At 62.6% G+C, this 21693-nt stretch carries 20 protein-coding genes; 14 read left to right on the top strand and 6 right to left on the bottom strand.

Annotation, left to right across the window (positions count from 1 at the left end; genetic code table 11):
• Window positions 1-127 precede the first annotated feature (127 nt).
• The 7 genes from IB234_RS04415 (at window position 128) to ggt (ending at window position 7089) form a co-directional block, all read left to right on the top strand.
• The gene (locus tag IB234_RS04415; RefSeq protein ID WP_192314415.1) at window positions 128-1558 is read left to right on the top strand and encodes a coniferyl aldehyde dehydrogenase; all 1431 of its coding nucleotides are present in this window, start codon (window positions 128-130) and stop codon (window positions 1556-1558) included.
• 9 nt (window positions 1559-1567) lie between these two features.
• A complete protein-coding gene (locus IB234_RS04410; protein ID WP_192314412.1) occupies window positions 1568-2113 on the top strand; it encodes a twin-arginine translocation pathway signal protein in 546 nt (181 codons plus the stop codon).
• Window positions 2114-2215: 102 nt separating this feature from the next.
• Entirely contained in the window at window positions 2216-3808 is a 1593-nt protein-coding gene (locus IB234_RS04405) for a GMC family oxidoreductase (protein WP_192314409.1), read from the top strand.
• The gene (locus IB234_RS04400; RefSeq protein WP_192314407.1) at window positions 3805-4176 is read left to right on the top strand and encodes a phosphopantetheine adenylyltransferase; all 372 of its coding nucleotides are present in this window, start codon (window positions 3805-3807) and stop codon (window positions 4174-4176) included. Before IB234_RS04405 ends, IB234_RS04400 begins: the two co-directional genes overlap by 4 nt.
• Before the next feature lie 67 nt (window positions 4177-4243).
• Window positions 4244-4723 carry a pantetheine-phosphate adenylyltransferase gene (coaD, locus tag IB234_RS04395; protein ID WP_192314404.1) on the top strand — a complete coding sequence of 160 codons (480 nt, stop codon included), beginning with the start codon at window positions 4244-4246 and terminating at the stop codon, window positions 4721-4723.
• A gap of 348 nt (window positions 4724-5071) precedes the next feature.
• The gene (locus tag IB234_RS04390; RefSeq protein WP_192314401.1) at window positions 5072-5323 is read left to right on the top strand and encodes a YfhL family 4Fe-4S dicluster ferredoxin; all 252 of its coding nucleotides are present in this window, start codon (window positions 5072-5074) and stop codon (window positions 5321-5323) included.
• A gap of 83 nt (window positions 5324-5406) precedes the next feature.
• Window positions 5407-7089, top strand: a complete 1683-nt coding sequence (ggt, locus tag IB234_RS04385; RefSeq protein WP_192314398.1) for a gamma-glutamyltransferase — start codon at window positions 5407-5409, stop codon at window positions 7087-7089.
• Here the strand turns inward: ggt and IB234_RS04380 are convergent, their stop codons facing one another.
• The 5 genes from IB234_RS04380 to IB234_RS04360 form a co-directional block, all read right to left on the bottom strand.
• Complete coding sequence (locus IB234_RS04380; RefSeq protein WP_192314395.1) at window positions 7090-8928, bottom strand: Na/Pi cotransporter family protein; 1839 nt, start codon at window positions 8926-8928, stop codon at window positions 7090-7092.
• A 101-nt stretch (window positions 8929-9029) separates the two neighbouring features.
• Complete coding sequence (locus tag IB234_RS04375) at window positions 9030-9368, bottom strand: multidrug transporter (RefSeq protein WP_192314393.1); 339 nt, start codon at window positions 9366-9368, stop codon at window positions 9030-9032.
• Window positions 9369-9452: 84 nt separating this feature from the next.
• Window positions 9453-10013 carry a lysophospholipid acyltransferase family protein gene (locus IB234_RS04370; RefSeq protein WP_192314391.1) on the bottom strand — a complete coding sequence of 187 codons (561 nt, stop codon included), beginning with the start codon at window positions 10011-10013 and terminating at the stop codon, window positions 9453-9455.
• Between the two features lie 44 nt (window positions 10014-10057).
• A complete protein-coding gene (mutM, locus tag IB234_RS04365; protein WP_192314389.1) occupies window positions 10058-10870 on the bottom strand; it encodes a bifunctional DNA-formamidopyrimidine glycosylase/DNA-(apurinic or apyrimidinic site) lyase in 813 nt (270 codons plus the stop codon).
• Between the two features lie 66 nt (window positions 10871-10936).
• Window positions 10937-11749: an HDOD domain-containing protein gene (locus IB234_RS04360; protein WP_192315562.1), complete on the bottom strand. Its 813-nt coding sequence runs from the start codon at window positions 11747-11749 to the stop codon at window positions 10937-10939.
• A 192-nt stretch (window positions 11750-11941) separates the two neighbouring features.
• Between IB234_RS04360 and IB234_RS04355 the strand changes: the two genes are divergently transcribed.
• Complete coding sequence (locus IB234_RS04355; RefSeq protein ID WP_192314387.1) at window positions 11942-12481, top strand: type 1 glutamine amidotransferase domain-containing protein; 540 nt, start codon at window positions 11942-11944, stop codon at window positions 12479-12481.
• A gap of 272 nt (window positions 12482-12753) precedes the next feature.
• Entirely contained in the window at window positions 12754-13950 is a 1197-nt protein-coding gene (locus tag IB234_RS04350; RefSeq protein ID WP_192314385.1) for a class I SAM-dependent rRNA methyltransferase, read from the top strand.
• 19 nt (window positions 13951-13969) lie between these two features.
• On the opposite strand, the gene IB234_RS04345 is transcribed toward IB234_RS04350, so the two are convergent.
• Complete coding sequence (locus IB234_RS04345; RefSeq protein WP_192314383.1) at window positions 13970-14284, bottom strand: hypothetical protein; 315 nt, start codon at window positions 14282-14284, stop codon at window positions 13970-13972.
• Window positions 14285-14567: 283 nt separating this feature from the next.
• Between IB234_RS04345 and ilvD the strand changes: the two genes are divergently transcribed.
• The 5 genes from ilvD (at window position 14568) to gloA (ending at window position 21678) form a co-directional block, all read left to right on the top strand.
• Complete coding sequence (ilvD, locus tag IB234_RS04340) at window positions 14568-16406, top strand: dihydroxy-acid dehydratase (RefSeq protein WP_192314381.1); 1839 nt, start codon at window positions 14568-14570, stop codon at window positions 16404-16406.
• Between the two features lie 109 nt (window positions 16407-16515).
• Window positions 16516-17778, top strand: coding sequence for an NACHT domain-containing protein (locus IB234_RS04335; protein ID WP_192314377.1), 1263 nt, complete (start codon window positions 16516-16518; stop codon window positions 17776-17778).
• Entirely contained in the window at window positions 17738-20536 is a 2799-nt protein-coding gene (locus IB234_RS04330; protein WP_192314374.1) for a hypothetical protein, read from the top strand. The genes IB234_RS04335 and IB234_RS04330 overlap by 41 nt, the downstream gene beginning before the upstream one ends.
• Window positions 20537-20561: 25 nt before the next feature.
• Window positions 20562-21020 carry a metallophosphoesterase family protein gene (locus IB234_RS04325; RefSeq protein ID WP_192314371.1) on the top strand — a complete coding sequence of 153 codons (459 nt, stop codon included), beginning with the start codon at window positions 20562-20564 and terminating at the stop codon, window positions 21018-21020.
• 130 nt (window positions 21021-21150) lie between these two features.
• Complete coding sequence (gene gloA, locus IB234_RS04320; RefSeq protein WP_192314368.1) at window positions 21151-21678, top strand: lactoylglutathione lyase; 528 nt, start codon at window positions 21151-21153, stop codon at window positions 21676-21678.
• The last annotated feature ends 15 nt before the right edge of the window (window positions 21679-21693 follow it).

The following is a 21693-nucleotide window of genomic DNA, read 5'->3' as shown; positions in this document are numbered from 1 at the left end:
GAAAGGGACAAAAATACAGGCACACGCCCGATCTGACGACCGGCTCGACCTTCGATTGACAGTTTAGAGCATTTACTCTAAAAATCACTCCTATCCAATCCGCCGCTCCTACAGAGGACGCTCCGCCATGGTCGCCGACGTTGCCTATCTCCAACAAAACCAACAACAGATAGACGCCCTGGAACCGCTGGTGGCCGCCCAGCGCGCCGCCTACCGCGCCAATCCGATGCCTTCCGCCGATCAGCGCCGCGCCTGGCTCAAGGCCCTGCGCGAGCTGATCCTGAGTGAAAAACAGGCCCTGGTCGACGCCGTTTCCAGTGACTTCAGCAACCGGGCTGCCAGCGAGACCCTGCTGGCCGAGATCATGCCCAGTCTGCACGGCATCGACTACGCCAGCAAACGCCTGGGCAAGTGGATGAAACCATCGCGCCGCCATGTCGGCGTGGCCTTCCAGCCCGCCTCGGCGCGCGTGGTGTACCAGCCGCTGGGCGTGATCGGCGTGATCGTGCCGTGGAACTACCCGTTGTACCTGGCCTTTGGCCCGCTGATCGGCGCCCTGGCGGCCGGCAACCGGGTGATGATCAAGATGAGTGAGTCGACCCCGGCCACCTCGCAGCTGGTCAAAGACCTGCTGGCCAAGGTCTTCCCCGAGGATCTGGTCGCCGTGGTGCTGGGTGAGGCCGAAGTCGGCCAGGCTTTCTCGCGTCAGCCTTTCGACCACCTGCTGTTCACCGGTGCCACCAGCATCGGCAAGCACGTGATGCGCGCCGCCGCCGAGAACCTGGTGCCGGTGACCCTGGAGCTGGGCGGCAAGTCGCCGGCCATCGTCTCCGCCGATGTGCCGCTGGAAGATGCTGCTGAGCGCATCGCCTTCGGCAAGACCATGAACGCCGGGCAGACCTGCGTGGCGCCGGACTATGTACTGGTGCCGCAAGACCGCGTCGAGGGCTTCGTCGCCGCCTACCGCGCCGCCGTGCAGCGCTTCTATCCCAAGCTGGAAGACAACGCCGACTACACCGCGATCATCAACGAGCGTCAGCTGAACCGCCTCAAGGGCTACATCAGCGACGCCGAAAGCAAGGGCGCGCAGATCGTCCCCCTGTTCCCGGCCGACCAGGGCCGGCGCATGGCCCACAGCCTGGTGCTGAACGTCTCGGACGAGATGAAGCTGATGCAGGAGGAAATCTTCGGCCCGCTACTGCCGGTGGTGCCGTACCAGCGCCTGGACGACGCCTTCGCCTACATTTCCGACCGTCCGCGCCCGCTGGCGCTGTACTACTTCGGCTATGACAAGGCCGAACAACAGCGCGTAATGACGGAGACCCACTCCGGCGGTGCCTGCCTCAACGACACTCTGCTACATGTGGCCCAGGACGACATGCCGTTCGGTGGCGTCGGCCCGTCCGGCATGGGCCATTACCATGGTCATGAAGGCTTCCTGACCTTCAGCAAGGCCAAAGGTGTGTTCATCAAGCAGCGCTTCAACGCCGCACGCTTCATCTACCCGCCCTATGGCACCGCGATCCAGAAGCTGATCCAGAAGCTGTTCATCCGCTAAGGGGCCACCATGACCGACATGTCTCCAGCCGCGCCGCAGCTCTCGCGTCGCGGCCTGCTCAAGGTCGGCCTGCTCGGTGGGGCGTTCCTGGCCACCGCAGGTGTCACCGCCAGCCTCAGCGGCTGCTCGTCCAGTGGCCCGGCCGCTGGCTACGTCACCCTGCGCAGCAGCGACCTGCCGAGCTTGCGCGCGCTCATCCCGGTAGTACTGGAGGGCGCGGTGAAACCAGACGCCCTGCAGGCGGCCGTGGATGCGACCCTGCAAGGCATCGACCGCAGTCTGAGCTACTTGTCACCCGAGCTGCTCAAACTCACCCAGCAGCTGTTCGACGTGCTGGGCATGACCGTTACCCGCGGCCCGCTGACCGGTATCTGGGGCAGCTGGGAGAATGCCAGTGCCGATGATATCCGCCAGTTCCTGGCACGCTGGGAGCACAGCTCGCTGGACCTGCTGCGCATGGGCCATGCCTCGCTGCTGCAGCTGGTACAGATGGCCTGGTATGGCCGGCCGCAGTCGTGGGCCCACTGCGGTTACCCCGGTCCACCCCAGTTCTGACAACCATGCACTTCGACGGTAGATGTACCGCGCATATCGACGCTCAAGCCTGCGATGCGCGAACAGGGATAGAGCCCTGAATAATTACAAGAGAACCTGAACATGCCTGTACCCGATATTTTCCGCGATGGTCTGGCCCGCGGCTGGACCACCTACGACGGCTCACGCCTGGAGAAGGACCTGCTGCTGGAGGCCGATGTCGCCATCATCGGCAGCGGCGCCGGCGGCGGTACCACCGCCGAGATCCTCAGCGCTGCTGGGTTCAAGGTGCTGCTGATCGAGGAAGGCCCGCTGAAAACCAGCAGCGACTTCAAGATGCAGGAAGCCGACGCCTACCCACAGCTGTATCAGGAAGGCATCGGCCGCCTGAGCAAGGACGGCGCCATCACCATCATGCAGGGTCGTGCCGTGGGCGGTACCACCCTGGTCAACTGGACCTCCAGCTTCCGCACCCCGGAACCAACCCTGCAGCACTGGGCCGATGCACACGGCGTACAGGGCCACGGCGCCGCCGAGATGGCGCCCTGGTTCGAGCAGATGGAACAGCGCCTGGGCGTGATGCCCTGGGCCATTCCGCCGAACCCCAACAACCAAGTGATCAAGGACGGCTGCGAGAAGCTCGGCTACGCCTGGCACATCATCCCGCGCAACGTACGCGGCTGCTGGAACCTCGGCTATTGCGGCATGGGCTGCCCGGTCAATGCCAAGCAATCGATGCTGGTCACCACCATTCCGGCCGCGCTCGACAAAGGCGGCGCCCTCCTCTACCTGGCTCGAGCCGAGCGCCTGTTACACGATGGCAATCACATCAGCGGCCTGGAATGCCTGGGCATGGATGAGCGCGCAGTGGCTCCGAACGGTCGGCGCATCATGGTCAAGGCCCGCCACTATGTGCTGGCCGGCGGCGGCATCAACTCACCGGCTCTGCTGCTACGCTCGAAAGCCCCGGACCCACACCTGCGGGCCGGCAAACGCACCTTCCTGCACGTGGTGAACTTCTCCGCAGCGCAGTTCGAGCAAGTCATCAACCCCTTCTACGGCGCGCCGCAGTCGGTGTACTCCGACCACTTCCAGTGGAACGATGGCGCCACCGGGCAGATGTCCTACAAGCTCGAGGTGCCGCCGCTGCAGCCGGCCCTGGCCGCCACCCTGCTTGGACGCTTCGGCACCGAAAACGCTCTGCGCATGGATCAGTTGCCACATACCAATATGATGTTGGCGCTGATGCGCGACGGCTTCCACCCGGACAGCGCCGAAGGCACGGTGGAGCTGCGCGGCGACGGCACGCCGGTGCTCGACTACCAGATGACCGACTACACCTGGGACGGCATTCGTCGGGCCTTCCACAACATGGCCGAAATCCAGTTCGCGGCCGGCGCCAAGGCTGTGCTGCCGGTACACGCCGCCGCCGATTTCGCCAAGACGCCGTCCGAAGCCAAGGCGCTGATCGACCGCCTCGATCTGCGCCTGTACCAGACCCGCTTGGGTAGCGCGCACGTGATGGGGGGCTGCGCCATGGGCGAAGACGAGAATACGGCAGTCACCGACAGCTTGGGTCGCCACCACCAGCTGGAGAACCTGTCGATCCACGACGGCTCGCTATTCCCCACCAGCATCGGCGCCAACCCGCAGCTGTCGATCTACGGCCTCACCGCCAAGCTCTCGACCCTGCTGGCCGAGCGCCTCAAGGCATGAGCAAGCTGATTGCCGCGCTACTGCTGGTGGCCGGCATCATCCACCTGCTGCCGCTGGCCGGCGTGCTCGGCGGCGAACGGCTCAATGCCCTGTACGGCCTGGCGCTGGACGAGCCCAACCTGCAGATACTGATGCGCCACCGCGCGGTGCTGTTTGGCCTGCTCGGCGCCCTGCTGGTAGCTGCTGCGTTCATCCCGGGGCTGCGTACTCTGGCCCTGCTTGGCGGGCTGATCAGCGTCGTCAGCTTCCTCCTGCTGGCCTGGAGCGCACCGCTCTACAACGAGGCTTTGCGCCGCGTGGTGGTGGCCGACTGGGCGGCCCTGGCCTGCCTGCTGCTGGCGTTGCCGTTGCACCTGCGCACGGCCTGAGGCTTTTCCCGCGGGGAAGCGCTGCGCTACCATCCGCGACTCTTACCGCTCCGAGCAGGACGAGACGATGAATCGAGTGTTGTACCCGGGTACCTTCGACCCCATCACCAAGGGTCATGGCGACCTGATCGAGCGCGCTTCGCGCCTGTTCGACACCGTGATCATCGCGGTGGCCGCCAGCCCGAAGAAGAACCCGCTGTTCCCCCTGGAGCAACGCGTCGAGCTCGCCCGCGAAGTCACTGCGCATCTGCCCAACATCGAAGTGGTGGGGTTCTCTACGCTGCTCGCGCACTTCGTCAAGGAACAGAACGCCAATGTGTTCCTGCGCGGCCTGCGCGCAGTGTCGGACTTCGAGTACGAATTCCAGCTGGCCAACATGAACCGCCAACTGGCGCCGGACGTGGAGAGCATGTTCCTTACTCCGTCGGAGAAGTACTCCTTCATCTCCTCAACTCTGGTACGCGAGATAGCGGCACTGGGCGGCGACATCAGCAAGTTCGTCCACCCGGCGGTGGCCGACGCCCTGGCCGAGCGCTTCAAGCGCTGATCACGATCTGCTGCGCGTCGGCTAAACGGCGTTGAAAGCGGCTTCGGAAAGCAGCTTGCGGCTAACGCGCTTCAGCGCGGCCCGAAGGGTGAGCGGAGCGAGTCATGCTCATTTACGACTTGTAAACTCCGCTTCCTCAGCCGCTTTACTCGCTAGCGCTTGCCCTACGGGCCAGCCTACGGCTGTTACTCCCGCCGGTCGTTGCGCCACCGTTTATCTCTAGCTCGCGGGATCGTGAACAGACTCCCCCAGTCGCCTGCGCATGGCGCCAGGCTCTCCGATCCGGCACAATTCGCCCATTGAATGCCTGAAAGTGCCATGCCCGTCGGGCCTGGCAGGAGTTGCCCGATGTCCCTGAAAATCACCGACGACTGCATCAACTGCGACGTCTGCGAGCCCGAATGCCCGAACGGCGCCATCTCCCAGGGCGAAGAGATCTACGTGATCGACCCCAACCTGTGCACCGAATGCGTCGGCCATTACGACGAGCCGCAGTGCCAGCAAGTCTGCCCGGTAGACTGCATCCCCCTCGACGAGGCTCGCGTCGAGACCAAGGAGCAGTTGATGGACAAGTATCGGATCATCACCGGCAAAGCCTGACTTCCCGGATCTGAACCATCGTTCACCGCGCCGGCTATCGATCTCCGCTAGGCTGTAACCCCTGCCCTGTCCGAATCGAACCCATGTCGCCCAAGACTCTTCTCGCCGGCCTGCTGCTGACCTGCACGCTGAGCGCCCAGGCCGCATCAACCAAGCCGGAACAGGCTGCCGTGGCCACGGCCCACCCCGCCGCCACCGTAGCCGGCCTGGAAACCCTGGCCCAGGGCGGCAATGCCTTCGATGCCGCCGTCGCCATCGCCGCCGCACTGGCCGTAGCCGAACCCTACGGCTCAGGCCTGGGGGGTGGCGGTTTCTTCCTGCTGCGCCAGGCCGGCGAAACCCCGACTTATCGCTTCATCGACGCTCGCGAGCGCGCACCACTGGGCGCCGGCCCAGACCTCTATCGGCGCAACGGTACGGTCCAGCGCGACCTGTCGCTGAACGGCCCACTGGCCGCCGCCATCCCCGGCCTGCCGGCAGCGCTGGCCCATCTGGCAGAACGCTACGGCAAGCTGCCGCTGACCGACTCGCTGACTCCGGCCATCCGCCTGGCGCGCGACGGTGTCGGTATCGACCGGATCTATCGTGAGCGTGCCGAATGGCGCCTGGAAGCCCTTAAACAGGACCCTACCAGCACAACCATCTTCCTCGACCAGGGCCGTATTCCACCGCTACACGGCCTGTTGCGCCAACCAGCACTGGCCCGCACCTTGGAGCGCCTGGCTCGCGATGGCCACGCCGGTTTCTACAGTGGCGAAACCGCACGCCTGCTGTTGGAGGGGGTGAAAGCCGGTGGCGGTATCTGGAGCGCCCACGATCTGCGCGACTATCGCGTGGTGGAGCGCCAGCCTCTGCGTGTGGCCCTGGCTGACGGCCGCGAATTGATCGGGGCACCGCCCCCCTCGGCCGGCGGCGTGGCCCTAGCGCAGAGCCTGCTGATGCTGCAACAGCTACCGTGGCAAAAGGCCGGCGCTGTCCAGCGCAGCCACTACGTGGTGGAAACCCTGCGCCGCGCCTACCGCGACCGAGGCCTACTGGGCGATCCAGACCATATGCGCAATCCGCTGCCGCAGCTGCTCGCACCCGATTACCTGAAAGGGTTGGCCAAGAGCATCGCCCTGCAGAACGCCACCCCCAGCACCAGCCTGCCACCCTCGCCGGCCTGGCGCGAGGGCGATCACACCACCCACTTCACCGTATTGGATACAGAAGGCAACGCAGTAGCCGCCACCCTGTCGATCAACCTGCCGTTCGGCGCCGCCTTCACCGTGCCCGGTACCGGTGTGCTGCTCAACAACGAGATGGACGACTTCGCCGCCGACCCGCGAGGCAGCAACGCCTATGGCCTGTCCGGCAGCCAGGCCAACACCATCGCCCCAGGCAAGCGGCCGCTGTCGTCGATGAGTCCGACCTTCATCGAAAGCGACAAAGAGCTGGCCAGCTTCGGCACGCCAGGCGGCAGCCGCATCCCCAGCATGGTGCTGCTGGCCGTACTCGATTACCTGGACGGCAAGCCGGTGCAGCAATGGCCCGCCACACCGCGCTACCACCACCAGTTCCTGCCTGATGTGATCGAACATGAGGCCGATGCCTTCAGCGCCAGCCAACTGAGCAGTCTGGAAATGCGCGGACACCGACTCAAACGGGTCGAACGCAGCTACGGCAACCAGCAGGTACTGCTCTGGCGCAAGGACAACGGCCAGGTGGAAGCGGCTAGTGATCCACGGGGCGTAGGCCGCGCCAGTCTATTGGAGCGTCCGCGCTGATCAATCGATGACGATCAGCGGACCACGCTCGGTCTCGACCTGACGCATACCATGCAGCGGGGCCTGCTCCTCGGCGAGCAGCAGTACGTTACGCAGGCTCTGGAAGATACGCCCGACATAGCCCAGATCATTCATCAGCGAGCTGGTCTGCAGGCCATCGAGCTGGCCCTCGCGGACCATGGCGAACAACCGCTCCCGATAAGCTCGATCAAACTCTGCGCCTTCGTCGTCGAGCATGCGCAACCGCTCGCTCCAGGCTGTATCGCTGACATCCATGCGCGCCAGCTCGTACAGCTCATGAATCAGCATCAGCAGATGCCGACGTAGTTCGACATAGGCATTGCGCACGGTAGAAGGCGGCTGGCGCAGCTGGTGGCCAAGGTTCTTCTGCAAGTGTTTGGCGTCCTTCACCGCATCTACCAGCTGGAGCGCTGCGAGCTGGCCAGCCAGCCAGAACTGCCGATGCGCTTCGTCCAGCGGCAGCTCTAGACGCCCCATGAAGCTCAGCAGATCACCGTAAACACCCTTGATGTGGCGCTGATAGAGCGCTTCGGCATCCAGCGCATGAGCATCCGGGGCCGCCTGCAGCAGAACCTCGTCACCCTGCACACGTGACAACTGATCCACAGGTAGGTAGAGCGCGTGACAAATCACCTCCAGGCTCAGCCTGCCAAGATGCCGTAGCTCGCGCATCACCGCACTGGCGGCGGCATCCACCGAGTCCAGTGCCTGCTCGCTGAGATAGCGCGCACGCGTGCGCGGCAACTCCTGGGGCCCTGGCATGGCCAGCTCAGTGATCAGCACATGTGGCTCCGCCGCCTCCGGCAGCCAGCGCAGCAACCCTGCAGCCAGATGTGCCTGCAGGGGCCAGAACAGCAGAACGCCGCCGGCATTGAACAGGCTGTGAAACAGCGCCAGCTGGATCAGACTGTTGTTGCCGAGACCGACCAGGCCGGTGAGCCATTGCACCAGCCAGGTGAGTGGCGTGAGCAACACGAAGGCCAGGATTGCCGTAACCACGTTGAACAGCACATGCGCCAGCGCCAGCCGCTGCCCGCTGCGATTACCGCCCAGTGAGCCGACCACCGCCGTACTCACGCTGCTACCGACATTCGAGCCAATGGCGATGGCCAGACTCTGCCCCAGCTCCAGCTGCCCTCCGGCCAGCGCCGCCAGGGTCAGCATCAGCGTTGCATGGCTGGACTGCAGTACCACCGTGCCAACAAGGCCGATCAGGGTGAACAGCAATTGCCCGGTCAATCCATCGACCTGTTGGCCGCTCATGTCCAGGTCGCCGCCCAGGCTGGAAAAGCCATCCTTGATCTGATCGATGCCGAAGAAGATGAAGGCGATGCCCAGCACAATGCGCCCAGCAGCCTTGCTCTGTGGACCGTTGAACCCAGCAAGCACTCCGAACACCAGCAGCGGCAGCGCCAACGGGCTGAGGCTAAGGTTCTGCCCGGCCATCGCCAGCAGCCAAATGCCACTGGTAGCACCAAGGTTGGCACCGAACAGAATCGCGATGCCACCGGCCAACTGGATCAACCCGGTACTGATGAACGCGATGGTCAGCAACGACACCAGGGTGCTCGACTGCAGCAGCATGGTGCCGCCAACGCCGAACAGCATGGCCTTGCCCGATGTGGCCGTGCTGCGTGCAAGCAATTGCTCAAGCTTGCCGCCCGCCAGCTGGCGCAACCCCTCCTCCAGGCACTGCATGCCGAACAGGAACATGGCCAGACCAGCGCAGAGCTGCAGCCAGCCGGCGCTGCTCCAGAAGGACCACCCCAGGCCGACGACCAGCAGGGCCAGCAAGCTCGCACGTCCGTAGCTCTTCATATCAATCTCCATCCCGCCCCAGGCGCCAATACTAACCAGGCTGAAAATGAAAAGGCCCCCGGCATTCACATGCCGGGGGCCTTTCGCTCAGGGCGAGTAAATCAGTCCCTCTTGTAACCGCTCTCGGTGCAACCCAGGCAACGTACGAATGCAGCCATCGCCGGCTCACCCACCAGAGACTTGGCGGACTCCTTGAAATTGCCACCGGCTAGGGTGAAGGGTGAGCTGATCACGAACAGACCTGCACCGATCACAGTGCCCGCAATCAGCAACGGACGCGCGATGACCAGGTCTCCGATCATGGCGTAACCCTTGGGTGCTTCGACGGTGTAGAGCGGGTCGCCACTGGTATTCTGCTGAGCCACTTCCGCCTGAGCCGGCAATGCCAGCAGGCCAGTGGTCAGAGCCAAGACAGCGGCGGTAGAGCGAAACAGGTTCATGGCGCGGTCCTTCATTTGTTTAGTTTTGACAGAGCAGTGCCGTTAACTATAACAGCGCTCGCGCAAATGTCAGCGTGAACACCGTCAATCGCCGAGGAATGCATATTCCGGCTTCTTAAACGCCAGCAGGGTGGTCAAGTCCGCTTGTGCATCGCCCGTTGGCAAGAGGGGCGCACCTATGACGACTCGCCGGTTGGCATAGTCCAAGGCCCCTGGAACGATGGGCACGCCTGCTCCGACAGCGATATGGTAGAAGCCCATTCTCCAGCGCTCCACCTTTTTGCGCGTGCCTTCTGGCGAGAGCACCAGGATGAACTCGCGATTGTCGCGGAAACCCTGGATCGCCTGTTCCACCATATTCAGGCTGAGATGGCGCTGAATCGGAATACCGCCCCAGCTGCGCAGCACAGAACCGAACGGCCAGCGGAAGATGCCGTGCTTGCCGAACCAGCGGGCATTCAAGCGCAGGACGAACTTCAGCGCGATGAAGATCACGAAGTCCCAGTTGGAGGTGTGGTGGGCGCCGATGGCGACGAACTTGTCGAGCCGCGGCAGTTCACCCTCGATGCGCCAGCCCATCAGGCGCAGGGCGGTGCGCCCGACCCATTCGGCGAACGGGTTGGGCAGCAGGTAATTGCCGGACATCTTTGACCTCTTGTTATTGTTCTCGGCAGTGGGGATCGGCGCGCTCAGCGCTGGCACTTGGGGCAGTAGACGCTAGCGCGCTGGCCCAACTTGACCTCACGCAGGGTACTGCCACAGACCTTGCAGAACTCACCTCCACGCCCGTAGGCGAACAGCTCCTGCTGGAAGTAGCCCGGCTGGCCGTCGCCACCGATGAAATCGCGCAGGGTAGTGCCGCCGCGCTCGATGGCGTGGGCGAGGATGCGTTTGATCTCCACCGCCAGAGCTATATACCGGGCGCGGGAGATACCACCCGCTTCGCGACGCGGGTCGATGCCCGCAGCGAACAGCGCTTCGGTGGCGTAGATGTTGCCCACACCCACCACCACGGCGTTGTCCATGATGAACGGCTTGACCGCCATGGAGCGCCCGCGCGCGAGCTGATACAAACGCTCGCCATCGAAGGCATCGGTCAGCGGCTCCGGCCCCAGACGCACCAGCAGCTCATGGCTAAGCGGATCCTGGCTCCAGAGCATTGCCCCGAAGCGGCGCGGGTCGGTGTAACGCAGTGCCAGCCCCGACTCCAATTCGATATCGACGTGCTCATGCTTGGCCACCGGCGCGCCAACCGGCACCAGGCGCAGGTTCCCGGACATCCCCAGGTGGCTGATCAGGGTGCCGCTCTGGGCCTGGATGAGCAGGTACTTGGCACGTCGTTCGACACATTCGATGCGCTGTCCGGACAGGCGCACATCGAGGTCTTCCGGGATCGGCCAGCGCAGGCGGCGCTCGCGCACCAGCACACGACTGACGCGCTGGCCTTCAAGGTGAGGCGCAATACCGCGGCGGGTGGTTTCGACTTCGGGTAGTTCGGGCATGAACGTCAGACTGCGACGGAAGGGACGCCTACCTTAGCAGGCGGGCCCTCGGCGGTTAAGCGCCGCTTAGCCGGCCCCCAGATCGTGGATGGTGTCCTTGAGCGTATCGAAGTCGTATTCGGACAGACCGACATAGTCCAGTACCAGGCGGCGAATGCTTTCCCACTCATGGTCCTGCTCCTGGTTGCCCAGCACGCGGTAGCAGCCGCAAATGTGCTCGGCCATCTTCAGGATGGCCAGCAGGTTCTTCAGCTGTACATCGCGGCTGGACTCATCGCTGAAGATCGCCAGGGCGTTGTGGTGGTTGGCGATGGCCTCGCACAGGTGCAACGGCAGGTTCCACGACTTGGCCGTGAAGTAGCCAACCACGGCATGGTTGGTGTTGAGCAGGCGGTTCTCGGTATCGACGATGCGCCGCTCCTGGCTAGCGCCGAAGTAGGCCTCCTCCATCACGGTCATGTACTGCGGGAAGCGCTTGAGCATCAGCGGAATGCCGCAGTTGTGGAACAGCCCCAGGGTGTAGGCCTCGTCTGGCGCCTCGCAACCGATCCGCTTGGCCAGGGTCAGGCAGGTCATGGCCACATCCTGGGCCGTGTCCCAGAAACGGTTGAGGATGACGATGGTCTCATCGGTCATCTCACCCTTGATCGACAGCGCGTTGATCATGTTGATCACCGAGCGGCTGCCCAGCAGGTTCACCGCACGCTGGATCGAGCTGACCTTGTTGGCCAGGCCGAAGTACGGTGAATTGACGATCTTCAGCAGCGCACCGGACAGCCCCGGATCCTGGCTGATCAGCTTGGCGATGCTGCGCAGGTCCGGGTTCGGCATGACCTGCTCCATCTGCAGATCAACCATGATCTGCGGCTGCGGCGGCACGCTGATGCCCTGCAGCACCTGCTGGATCTGTTCGGCGGTGAGTTCGTTGCTCATGGTCGGGGCGGCTGTACATCGGACGGAGGTGCCAGTTTACCCATTTGACCCACCGGGCACAGCCGCGGTTTTTGCCTGATCTTTTTTGCCGACGCCCGGTCCGACCTTGAACGGCACCCACAACGCGAGGAGACCGAAATGTCCTATTCCCTGAAAGGCAAGCGCATCGCCCTGCTGGTCACCGACGGCTTCGAACAGGTCGAGATGACCGAGCCGAAACAGGCCCTGGAGCAGGCTGGCGCCCAGGCCGACGTTCTGTCGGCCAAGAAAGGCCAGGTACGTGGCTGGCACCATGACAAACCGGGTGACAGCTTCACGGTCGACGGCACCTTCGACACGGCCCAGGTCGAGGAGTACGACGCCCTGATCCTGCCGGGCGGCGTGATGAACGCCGACACCATCCGCACCGACACCGCCGCGCTGACCTTGGTGCAGGCCGCGGAGAAGTCCGGCAAGCCGATCGCGGTGATCTGCCACGGCGCCTGGCTGCTGGTCTCGGCCGGACTGGTCAAGGGCAAGACCATGACCAGCTGGCCGTCGCTCAAGGACGACATCCGCAACGCTGGCGGCGACTGGCAGAACAAGGAGGTGATCCGCGACGGCAACCTGATCAGCAGCCGCAAGCCCGATGACCTGCCGGCATTCAACCAGACCCTGCTGAAGCTGCTGGCAGCCTGAGAGCCTGAGAGCCTGAGAGCCTGTCTACGATGTTTTGATCATCGGCCATGCTGCGTTGAAATCTGGCCGGGGCGCGCAGCCTCGGGCTGCTTTTACGACCTGTAACTCCGCGCCCTCGCCCATCTATTCGCTGGCGCTCACCCTTCAGGCCAGCCTAGGGCTGTTACGCCCATTGGTCGCGGCGGCAGGCCTGGCCCTGGTTCAAAAGTTCGTAAACAGGTTCCGGCGGGGATGGGCAGGGTATAATCGCGCTCTTTTTTCCGGAGCCCGCCATGACCCTGCCCAGCCTGCGCCTCAAGCCCAACGCCGATCGTCGCCTGCGCGCCGGCCACCTGTGGGTTTACAGCAACGAGATCGACGTGGCGGCCACCCCGCTGAACGGCTTCCATGCCGGCGACCAGGCCATCCTCGAAGCCGCCGGTGGCAAGCCGCTGGGCATCGTGGCGATGAGCCCGAACAACCTGATCTGCGCCCGCCTGCTGTCGCGCGACGTCAAGCACGTACTGGATAAGTCACTGCTGGTGCACCGCCTGAATGTGGCTCTGAGCCTGCGTGAGCGCCTGTTCGACCAGCCGTTCTACCGCCTGGTGTATGGCGACTCCGACCTGCTGCCGGGCTTGGTGGTCGACCGCTTCGGTGATCACCTGGTGGTACAACTGGCCTCCGCCACCATGGAGCGCAACAAGGACGCGCTGATCGAGGCCCTGGTCCAGGTGCTCAAGCCACGCGGCATCCTGTTCAAGAACGACTCCGCCGCCCGCGATGCCGAGGGCTTGGAGCGCTACGTCGACACCGCCTTCGGCGTGGTGCCGGAGTGGGTCGACCTGGAAGAGAACGGCGTGAAGTTCCAGGCACCGGTGCTGGAAGGCCAGAAGACTGGCTGGTTCTACGACCACCGCATGAACCGCGCGCGTCTGGCTCCCTATGTGAAGGGCAAGCGCGTGCTCGACCTGTTCAGCTACATCGGCGGTTGGGGCGTACAGGCGGCGGCGTTCGGCGCCAGTGAAGTGTTCTGCGTCGACGCCTCCGGCTTCGCTCTGGACGGTGTGGAGCGCAACGCCACGCTGAACGGCGTCGCCGAGAAGGTCACCTGTGTGGAAGGCGACGTGTTCGCCGCCCTCAAGGAACTGAAGTCCGCCGAGGAACGCTTCGACGTGATCGTTGCCGACCCGCCCGCCTTCATCAAGCGCAAGAAGGACATCAAGAACGGCGAGGCCGCCTACCGCCGACTCAACGAAACCGCCATGCGCATGCTCAACAAGGACGGCATCCTGGTCAGCGCCTCGTGCTCCATGCACCTGGAAGAAGACAACCTGCAGAACATCCTGCTGACCAGTGCCCGCCACCTGGACCGCAACATCCAGCTGCTTGAGCGCGGCGCCCAGGGCCCGGATCATCCGGTGCACCCGGCCATCGCCGAGACCCGCTACATCAAGAGCCTGACCGTACGCCTGCTGCCCAATAGCTGAGTGCGCATAGCGGACCGGCCTATCTACCCTTGATAAGCCGGTCGGCCTCGGCGATATGCGCGGTACCGCTGCTTCGCTGGTACAGACACAGCTCGCGGCCGCGCTGGCCCTGCATGTGCGGCTGTGGATAACGACCACTGATGACCAAGGCCGAGATGCCCAACTGGTCATCGAACAGCACCGGCTCGCCGGCGATCCTGGCTTGCTGCAACTGGCTCGCCGCCAGGCAGCGTTCGCGCATATCACGCTCCTGCGCCTGCCAGGCCTGCTCGGACGATGCCTGGGCCTGGCCTGCGACGATCAGCAGGAACAGGGAAATGGTCAGTTTCTGCATAGCCGTACCTCTCTTCTGGACAAACCGCTTAGACCGCCACGGGCCGGTACAGTGCCCCGTCCGACCGCCAGCCTGCCACCAGCAGACCGCGAGCCTTTCCCCGGCAGCCGCGCGCGGCGTAGAATCAAGGCATTCCTCGCCAGGCATCCTCCGGCGGGCTTGTGAGCCCGGGCCGGGCGGACGGTGATCCCGTCTCGTTCCACGCCCCCTTCCGACGCGGTCATCTACCGCCGACCCGCTCACCACAACCAATGCTTACCTGATTAGCCGCAGGAACCGTGTCATGCCTGATTACCGCTCGAAAACCTCCACCCACGGCCGCAACATGGCCGGCGCCCGTGCCCTGTGGCGCGCCACCGGGATGAAGGACGAAGACTTCAAGAAGCCGATCATCGCCATCTCTAACTCCTTCACCCAGTTCGTGCCTGGCCACGTGCACCTGAAGGACCTGGGCCAACTGGTTGCCCGCGAGATCGAGAAACACGGCGGCGTGGCCAAGGAATTCAACACCATCGCCGTGGACGACGGCATCGCCATGGGCCATGACGGCATGCTCTATTCGCTGCCGTCGCGCGAGATCATCGCCGACTCCGTGGAATACATGGTCAACGCCCACTGCGCCGACGCCATCGTCTGCATCAGTAACTGCGACAAGATCACCCCCGGCATGCTGATGGCCGCCCTGCGCCTGAACATCCCGGTGGTGTTCGTCTCCGGCGGCCCGATGGAAGCCGGCAAGACCAAGCTGGCCAACCACGGCCTGGACCTGGTTGACGCCATGGTCGTCGCCGCCGACGACTCCTGCTCCGACGAGAAGGTCGCCGAGTACGAGCGCAGCGCCTGCCCGACCTGCGGTTCCTGCTCCGGCATGTTCACCGCCAACTCGATGAATTGCCTGGTCGAAGCCCTCGGCCTCGGCCTGCCGGGCAACGGCTCGACCCTGGCCACCCACAGCGACCGCGAGCAGCTGTTCCTGCGCGCCGGGCGCCTGGCCGTCGAACTGTGCCAGCGCTACTACGGCGAAGGCGACGAGTCGGTGCTGCCGCGCAATGTCGCCAGCTTCAAGGCGTTCGAGAACGCCATGACCCTGGACATCGCCATGGGCGGCTCGACCAACACCATCCTGCACCTGCTGGCCGCTGCCCAGGAGGCCGAGGTGGCCTTCGACCTGCGCGACATCGATCGCCTGTCGCGCAAGGTGCCGCAGCTGTGCAAGGTGGCGCCGAACATCCAGAAGTACCACATGGAAGACGTGCACCGCGCCGGCGGCATCTTCTCCATCCTCGGCGAGCTGGCCCGCGGCGGCCTGCTGCACACCGACGTGCCGACCATCCACAGCCCGTCGATGCTCGATGCCATCGCCCAGTGGGACATCACCCAGACCAAAGACGAAGCGGTGCATACCTTCTTCAAGGCCGGTCCGGCCGGTATCCCGACCCAGACTGCGTTCAGCCAGTCGACCCGCTGGGAAACCCTCGACGACGACCGCGCCGAAGGCTGCATCCGCAGCGTCGAGCACGCTTACTCGCAAGAGGGCGGCCTGGCAGTGCTGTACGGCAACATCGCCCTCGACGGCTGCGTGGTGAAAACCGCCGGCGTCGACGAGTCGATCCACGTGTTCGAAGGCAACGCCAAGATCTTCGAGAGCCAGGACAGCGCCGTGAAGGGCATCCTCGCTGACGAGGTGAAGGCCGGCGACATCGTGATCATCCGCTACGAAGGCCCGAAAGGCGGCCCGGGCATGCAAGAAATGCTCTACCCCACCAGCTACCTGAAGTCCAAAGGACTGGGCAAGGCCTGTGCCCTGCTCACCGACGGCCGCTTCTCCGGCGGCACCTCGGGCCTGTCCATCGGCCACGCCTCGCCGGAAGCCGCCGCCGGCGGCGCCATCGGCCTGGTGCGTGACGGCGACAAGGTGCTGATCGACATCCCCAACCGCAGCATCAACCTGCTGGTGAGCGATGAAGAACTGGCCGCCCGCCGCATCGTGCAGGACCAGAAGGGCTGGAAGCCGGTCGCCCCGCGCGCGCGCAAGGTGACCACTGCACTCAAGGCCTACGCCCTGCTCGCCACCAGCGCCGACAAGGGTGCTGTGCGCGACAAGTCGCTGCTCGACGGCTAAGCCCGTTCAGTAGTTAAAAAGCGCCCCGCACTAGCGGGGCGCTTTGCTTTCTGCACCACAGATCAGCCCTGTATCCTGCCGGGCATGCAGGTTTCGAGGGATAAGGACGATGCTGGTAGCCAGGCGAGTGCAGATAGTTGCTGAAAAGCAGGATGAAGAACACGGGCTAGAAGAGCTACCACTCGACAGCTTTCACATGACGCCAGCATGGGTTCTGTTGGGCGAACCTGGGGCTGGCAAGAGTGAAGCCCTGAGACAGGCCTCTATAGAGGTCGGTGGCGCATACGTCACTGTGAACGAGCTTCTAATAACGACTCCGCCGCTGGGGTGGCGCGGGAAAACCCTATTCATCGACGCGTTAGATGAGGCCCGCTCTGCTGGTGCAGACAGCCTGCCTCTGCGCATCCGCCAACAACTGCTTCAGCTTGGCAAGCCAGCCTTCCGACTCTCCTGCCGCGCAGCTGACTGGTACGGCTCGACAGACATTTCTGATCTACAGGGCGCCAGCCCTGATGGCCAGTTGATGGTATTGCAGCTATGTCCGCTGAGTGGCGAGGACATCCAGCAAATCCTGCACAGCAATTACAACGTCGCCGACCCCAAAGCTTTTATCGAGCAAGCCGAACGCCACGGTATTGCCCCGCTGCTGAGTAATCCACAGATGCTCGGTCTGATGGCCAGGGCCGTCAGCGGTGAAAAATGGCCAGAAAGCCGCAGCGAGGTCTATCGACTCGCCTGCGAAAAGCTGGCGGAAGAAAACAATGCTCGCCACCGGCAAACCAGTGAGGCCAAAGCGATCGATAACGAAACCCTGCTGAAAGCGGCAGGCCAGCTGTTCGCCGTACAGCTGCTTTCGAGCAAAGCAGGCATTGCCAGCGACTCAGACTCCAGCGACAACAACTACCCAGAACTCAACCAGTTCAAGCCCGAGATTCCTGCGGCAGCCAGAAGAGCACTGCAATCCGCTTTATTCACCCCGGCCCCTGGCAACGCCGATCACCTAATCCCTCACCACCGCAGCATCGCCGAATATCTGGCGGCAAGGTGGCTGGCGGACAAGTTAGATCGGGAAAGCCTTCCCCATGGCCGGCTACTTAATCTGTTACTCGGCTTCGATGGGGGGGGTAGTCGCCGACTTGCGGGGGCTACTCGCATGGCTGGCTCAACAGAGCACTTCAGTACGTCGGTGCCTGATAGAAGCAGATCCGCTCGGTATTGTGCTGTATGGCGATGTAGGTCCGTTCAGCACCGCAGACAAGCGCTATCTGCTGCAGGCCCTGCACCAGCAGTCGGAGAGGTTTCCGGGATACCGCTGGCACCTTTGGCAAGACATGACTGGGTTCAAGGCTTTGGCAGACGAGTCGCTGCTTGAGGACTTTCAACGCATTCTACAGGCTTCCGAGCGCGATGAAGCAACCCAGTCACATATGGACTGTGTGCTGGATATTCTCAAATACGGGCATGCTGATACCACCTTGGCAGCACCGCTGCTCGCGATGATCAAAGACATTTCGCTCTGGCCACGACTCCGTAATAGCGCACTCAGTATCTGGCTGAAAATGGCCTCCCCTAATGAGGGCAAGGATGTGCTGTCGCAAATATGCAGTGGTCAGGTTGACGACAACGATGACCAGCTGTTGGGCAAATTGCTGGATTTGCTATACCCCGAGCATCTGTCGCCCACTGAATTACTTCAGTGTTTCCACTCTCCTAAAGACTCCCACCTGATCGGCGGCTACCAAATGTTCTGGGAGCACTGGCTGCCGGAGCGAGCGCCGCTGGCACATCTGCCAGCTCTGCTGGACGGACTTGGCGCCAAACAGGAAGTTTTCGACGAGCACGGATCCGAATGGATGCTTTCTCGTTCGATTGGTCGCTTGCTGGCTCGTACCCTCGAAGAACTAGGTGAGTCGGCCACGGGCGAGCAGCTTTTTAACTGGCTGGGCGTCGGTGCAAATCAGCATGGCTACTTCAACCGGGATCACGACTCACAGCTGAAGATTCAAAGTTGGTTTGAACACCATCCACAGCAGTACAGAGCCGTGCTTGAGCAATGCATCAAAACTGAAGCATTCCCTTATGAAGCCCTTCGGCTACATGGCGCCAAGCCACCAGAAGATATAGGGCTTTGGCATCTGCATCTGGCTGGTACCACAGATGAGGCGGAAGCAAAGGCTCATCTACAACAAGCTGCTTACGCACTTTTGCAAGATCGAGGAGCCAGTGGGCTATCGCTGGAGGTACTGAATGAATGGGGGCAAAGGTTCCCAGATAGGGCTGACTGGCTGAATGAATGGCTGACTTGCGATCTGGCACAAAATAGCTGGCGCTTAGAAACTGCAGCACAAACCCTCACCTACAAGAAGCAAAAAGCCGAGGAAAGGTACCAAAGAACCCAGAGCATTCGCCCCGAACTTCCCGCAATTACTACTGCTAAAGCCGCAACTGGCCGTCTTGATGAGCTGGCAACAGTTTGGCTGTTCGGATTTTTGGATATCCATGGGGAAACAGCAAGCGAGCGTTTCGCCAACTACAGCGATCTAGGCGATGAACTTATGCGCGCTGCCGAATCTGGTTTCCGTAAAAGCCTGCAGCGCTCTGACCTTCCCTCTGCTGCCGAGATCATTGACCTGAACCAGGCTGGGCAGCGCTTTTACATCAGCCTGCCTTGCCTGCTTGGCCTGCAACTGAACTGGATCGATACTCCCGAACAAGTAGATGAGTTACCAGATGACAGGGTCGAAATACTGGTAGCTATTTATCTCTGTACACCACACTTTGGACTGGATGAGCTGAACGCTTGGTGCGCACAAATCGCACAGCAGCGCCCCGAACTTTTTAGTCGCGTACTGTTGCTCCACGCTGCCAGTGCTTTTGCTACAGGCAACTCCTCGGCCGGCATGGGGTACTTGCTGAGCGGGGATAGCTCCTATGCAAAGGTCGCCCAGCTAGCAATTCCAGAATTGCTGCAGCAATTTCCCGAAGCGGCCACTGCGCAGCAACTCCATGACCTGCGACAGTTGCTGAAGGCAGCTCTAGCGTTCGCTCCGGAGTGTCTTGCTACGCTGGCTCTACAAAAGTTGAAGTCGCCACAGCTCAATGCTGAACAGCGCCTTCTGTGGCTAGCGCTACAGGTACTGACTGGTAGCTCTGACGACAGTGAAGAGTTCTGGCAGCGCATCAGCGAAGCAGAAGAAGCCGATGTAGCCATGCAGCTAGCGGTTGAAACCCTGATGCAAGGCATTCAACTGCAGGCCCTGTGCCCCTCCCAACCAGAACTTATTCTGGGCCGCTTGATCGAGGTACTTATCCCTCATGCCGACCTAGAGCGGGGACAAGGCGGCTTTGTCACTGCAGCGATGGATCTTGGCGACGAACTTCGCGGAATGATCGACTGGCTGGGTACGCAAACTACGGTAGAGACCCACAATGAACTTCAACGCCTACTTGATATCCCGGCCATGGCGTCTCAGCACTACAGGATTCGGAGCACATTGGAGCAGCAGCTAGCGCGCAGAAGGGAAGCTGAATTTCGTTTCCTGGGCTTGGAAGCAGTCGCCGATGTGCTGGCCAACAAGGCGCCAGCGAATATCGCTGATCTAATGCACCTTACCTTGAGTCACCTAGACGACATCGCCCATGAACTACGCCATGCCAATGACGACGGTTATCGGATGTTCTGGAATATTCCCAATGGGCAGCCCCCCAGCCGGCGCGGAGAAAACCTATGCCGCGATGTTCTATTGGCCCGCTTGCGCTCTCGCCTGGATGCTCACGGCATTGGCGTTGCCCCGGAATATGACCATGCAGGAGACAAGCGCGCCGATCTTCAACTTGACTACCGCAACCAGTTGGCCCTGCCGATTGAGATCAAGCGTGATGATCACGACAAGTTATGGACAGCATTGCGCAATCAGATGATTGCCCAATATGTGCATGCGCCGAAGTCTATGGGGCACGGGGTCTACCTTGTGCTCTGGTTTGGCGATAACAAGAGATTGAAAAGCCCACCAAGCCGGAAGCCCAAGCCAGCGACACCTGATGAGCTGAAGACAATGCTGGAAGCTCAGTTAACGGAGGAGGAGCGTCAAAGAGTGTTCGTAAGAGTATTAAATGTCAGTTGGCCCTAGAAACGTTGCCTTCCAAACCTGCCCCATGAAAATCGGCCTGATCAGCGACACCCACGGGCTGCTACGCCCCGAGGCCCTGGCGGCGCTGCAGGGTTGCGAACATATCGTGCATGCCGGCGATATTGGCAAGCCAGAGATTCTCGATGCGTTGCGCTCGCTGGCGCCGCTGACCGTCGTGCGCGGCAACAATGACGAAGGCCTGGACTGGGCCACCGAGCTGCCACACCAAGCCACGCTGCAGCTGGGCAGTGTCGGCCTTTACGTGGTGCACGAGCTGGCCCATGTGCCGGCGCAACTGCCGGAAGGCATACGCGTGGTGGTCACCGGCCATTCGCACAAACCGCTGATCGAGGAGCGCGACGGTCACCTGTGGATCAACCCCGGCAGTGCCGGACCGCGGCGCTTCAAGCTGCCGATCAGCGTGGCCAGGCTGCATATAGAGGAAAGCAGCGCTCACGCCGAACTGGTCATGCTGGCGGTGTAGCCCCCGCGGCGTTGTCAGGAGCAATCCAGCGCCCGTCCAGTCGCGACTGAAACGTGCCCCACCCTTGAAAACGCCTGCGCAGAGGCCATCTAAGCAGGCACAGCCTTTTTAACGCCTGATGGAGAACTCCATGACCCTCGACGAGCTCAACGCCATCCCCGGCGTGACCGCCAAGCCCGACGTCGCCACCGCCGACTTCGTCTACAACCACACCATGATCCGCGTGAAGGATCTGCAGAAGTCGCTGGATTTCTACACCCGCGTACTGGGCTTCACCCTGCTGGAGAAAAAGGAATTCCCCGAGGCCGAGTTCAGCCTGTACTTCCTCGCCCTGATCACTGACAAGTCGCAGATCCCGGCCGACCCGGCCGCTCGCCACCAGTGGCGCAAATCCATCCCCGGTGTGCTGGAGCTGACCTACAACTACGGGACCGAGAAAGACCCGGAGTTCTCCTACCACAGCGGCAACAGCGACCCACGCGGCTTCGGCCACCTGTGCGTCTCGGTACCGGATATCAAGGCCGCCTGCCAGCGCTTCGAAGAGCTGGGCGTGGACTTCCAGAAGCGCCTGACCGACGGCCGCATGCGCGACATCGCCTTCATCAAGGACCCGGACGGCTATTGGGTCGAGATCATCCAGTTCACCGAAGTGGATTGAGATTTGCCGCAAGCA

It is taken from the genome of Pseudomonas sp. PDM16, assembly GCF_014851865.1.
Taxonomy (GTDB): Bacteria; Pseudomonadota; Gammaproteobacteria; order Pseudomonadales; family Pseudomonadaceae; genus Aquipseudomonas.
The sequence above is the reverse complement of the archived record's forward strand: the minus strand, read 5'-3'. Positions and strand labels throughout refer to the sequence as shown.